2 protein-coding genes are annotated in these 3,293 nt (G+C 49.7%); both read right to left on the bottom strand.

Going from position 1 to position 3,293, the window contains the following annotated elements:
• Positions 1-1,705 precede the first annotated feature (1,705 nt).
• Positions 1,706-2,845, bottom strand: coding sequence for an IS3 family transposase (locus MXE39_RS12690; RefSeq protein WP_246979063.1), 1,140 nt, complete (start codon positions 2,843-2,845; stop codon positions 1,706-1,708).
• 29 nt (positions 2,846-2,874) lie between these two features.
• On the bottom strand, positions 2,875-3,293 hold a 419-nt coding region (locus MXE39_RS12685), incomplete at its 5' end, for a hypothetical protein (protein ID WP_246979064.1).

Genomic DNA, 3,293 nt, shown 5'->3' with positions numbered 1-3,293 from the left:
CGACGCGTGTCAACGATATTTCGTAACGTTTTGAAATAAAACCGCCCGCAAACATGTTTAACTTTAGTCTCCAATCAAATGTCCGGCAGCAAACATTTGATTGTGGGCTTCAGTTTCAAAACACTGTGCAGTTTCTACTTCTGAGCCCTCGCCATGCCAAGCGCAAGCAGGGCATGGCGTATATCTCTCTGGGAGCTTCCAGGAACTGCCCCGAGAGACCGGCAGAACCAGAGATACCCTCAGGTATCTCAGTGGCAGGCACAGTACGGATATGTACTGTGCCTGCCACACTCATTCACATACCTTTTAATGTTGCTGCTGTCGCAGCCTTTTATAGCCCTGACGGGCTTCCAACCGGGTACTTCCACAGCTAAAGGTAAATCTGTCGAACCGGTAGGACAATCCCCCACAGCAAGGCTAAGCCTCACTCTTTTGATGTATGGCTTGCGGAGAGATAGAGACTCCCACCATACTTCCCTCCCGCTGTTCGCGGCGGGGATTGTTTCCAGTTCCGGTACTCAAGCACAAGCCCCCCCCCCCCTGGGGGGAGAGAGGCCGCTGGCGCTGCCCGTAAGGTCCCTCCCGCTGTTCGCGGCGGGGATTGTGCCAAAACCGGAAGATTAATCGCCCATATCTCAAGGGATATTGGCTGGAAGAGACAGGACTGTCCACTTGGAGGCTGTCGCTGAAAAACCTGCAGTTTGCGATAACCTCAACTGCAGCGCTTCGCTTTGACTCTTCTGTTTTGAGGAACGCAATTAGGGCGCTCACGCAGCGTCACGTTTTTGCTCACATCCGCGCTCATGCTGGTGGGACGCGTTGCGCCCTCACCATCATGGCACGTCTGTTTCGCGCAAACATGACACTGCCGACCCCAGCGTACGCTTGTCATGTGCGCGTCAAGGCTACCTTTCAGCTCATCTACGGCCGGGATGCATCAATTTCCGAGATCGTTCGGTATGCCCGGCCGTAGATTCGGCCTTGACTCGCCCATGACTGCGCTTCCTCAGTTAGACCACGTACACCGTACCGTCGAGTCCTCAAGTCGTTCTCCAACGGACCTCAGCTTACGGGGTTACCAGAAACGCCCTTCTGCCCTGCGTATGAATCTCCAGACAAGGAGATCGGCCAGTGCAAAATGGTTGCTGCTGCCACAATCTGCAAGGACCTGTCCCAGCCTGACTCCTCAAGAGGGAAAAGAGCCAGAGCAGCTGATTCTCGTGAGGACTATGGCAGCCAGCCGCTCCAGAGGATCAGCTGTTCATATTGGAGCTTTGCTCCACGAAATACCTTATGTTTGAGCCTTCTGCTCTTCAGCAGAGTCTGAGTACTCCTCTACAGAGCACTGACTGCGACACCGCAGCAGAAAGCTGATACTGCGGTATTGCACCAGGCTATGATGTAGCCAGGTAAGGCATGCCAGTCCAAGACACATGACGTAAAACAGGAGAGCTACATTGACCTGTGTCTACTTAGCTGCTGAGTGGTTTTCAAGTGCCGCCTGTTTTGTGTCACTTGCTGGATTGAATATGCCCTGCAAGACAGATATCAGAGCCTTTTCATCTGCTGAAGTCCATAGCCGGGCAGCCTATGCTGCCATGCTTGCGAAAGAACACCTCAAACAGGCTGCCCTGCTCATAATGCTCTTACTAAATGAGGTCTTATCTAAGATCCCGCCTGCACAGTAATAAATAACGAGATTGAATCAGTTAAGTACGTCTTTGCCGATATGATGCTCCTTCATTTTTGTTGCCCATCTGAGCAGTGTGAGATTGGTTGGTTCCGCTGCCAGACCATCAATAATCTGGTCTGCTGACGGATTAAGAACTTGAGCACCAGCAGGTTCGTAATTGCGCATTTTCTTGTTCAGATAGCGCTCTGGATGCTCATGAAAGTGCTTTAGCTGGGTCTCTCTACATACTTCAAGATAAGCGAGTTCAGAGTCTTTTCCCTGATGGCGGATTTCTGGTGGCACGTAGTTTATTCCGCTGTGTGGACGGCTTTCATTGTAAGATTTGACGACCCTTTCAAGCTCCCTGTTGCAGTGTTCCACTGTCTTGCAGTGATCCACCTTAAAATCAAATGGTCCTTTCAGTGTGCCAAACAAAGACTCTACATAAGGATTGTCGTTACTTTTCAGTGGACGGCTGGTATCAAGCTCTACGCACTTTGATTTGAACAGGTTGACAGTCAGCTCAGAGCGCATGGCAGAGCCATTATCTGAATGGATCTTCAGATTGCTGTCTGATGTAATGCCGTTCTCCTCAAATACCTTCTTGAAAAAATCAACAGCATTCTCTGCAGTCTGAGCCTCGTAAAACCTCGCTCCAACAATCTTTCTACTGTACAGGTCCTCGGCGAGGAACAGATAAACATGGCGCTTAGTGCCCAGGTACTTGAAGTAGGATATATCCCACATCCAAACCTGGTTAGGCGCTACGACAACATGGTTAGTTCGTCTCTTCAGGCTCCTGGCTACTTCGCTCTCTGCTCTTATTCTCCTTCGTCTGGCTCTGGTAAGTTTGGCAGCTCTTGCAACACGGTGATATGTCGACTCTGATGCAACGAAGATCCTCTTGCTCAGCAGAGTTCTGTGTAGTGCTTTAACGCTAAGATGAGCATACTCAGGCATTTTCAGATGACCGATGATAGCCTCTCTTTCTTCAGCAGTAATTGCAATGTCCTGCCTGCGAGGAATGCCTCTGGCATAAGGTCTCGTGCTGGGACCATTTAATCTTCTGTCTTCCAGCTCTGGAGTGTTCTTCCACTTGTAGAACATACCAATGTTGATGCCAATAACTTTGCAGGCCTTTCTTACAGTAAGCCCTTCTTCAAGAGACTCCATGATTGATTTTGCGATAAGGATGCGGGCTTCTAGTCCGACTTCTCTGGTAACGAGGTCTGGCAGAAACCCGCTAAGATTTTTTTTAACAGGTTGTTTCCTGCAGTAAGCTCACGTTCTTTCTTTTCATAAAGCAGAACCTGCTTTCCAAACTCTGCCAGAGCTTTACGGCTTTCCCCGTTCTCCTTACGGAGCTCGGCAGCTTCTTCCCGAGCAGCCTGTTCAGCTTTCTTTGCCATGTGCAGCTGCTTGGTAATGTTATTGTGGGATGCGTGTGTCTCGATGATTGCGTTCTTGTTGAACCAGTGAGCAATATCCTTAACAGTCTCAACATCACAGCCAACCTTTCGACAGATACTGCCTGTGAGCTCAGAATCAAAACCCAAATACCCACATGTATAGGCTATACAGAGAGCAGCCTCCTTATCTTTGAAACCTGATGGGATTGCTG

The organism is Anaerobiospirillum sp. NML120511, from assembly GCF_023050955.1.
GTDB lineage: Bacteria > Pseudomonadota > Gammaproteobacteria > Enterobacterales > Succinivibrionaceae > Anaerobiospirillum.
Note: the sequence above shows the minus strand (reverse complement) of the source record. Positions and strands in the feature narration are given on the sequence as shown.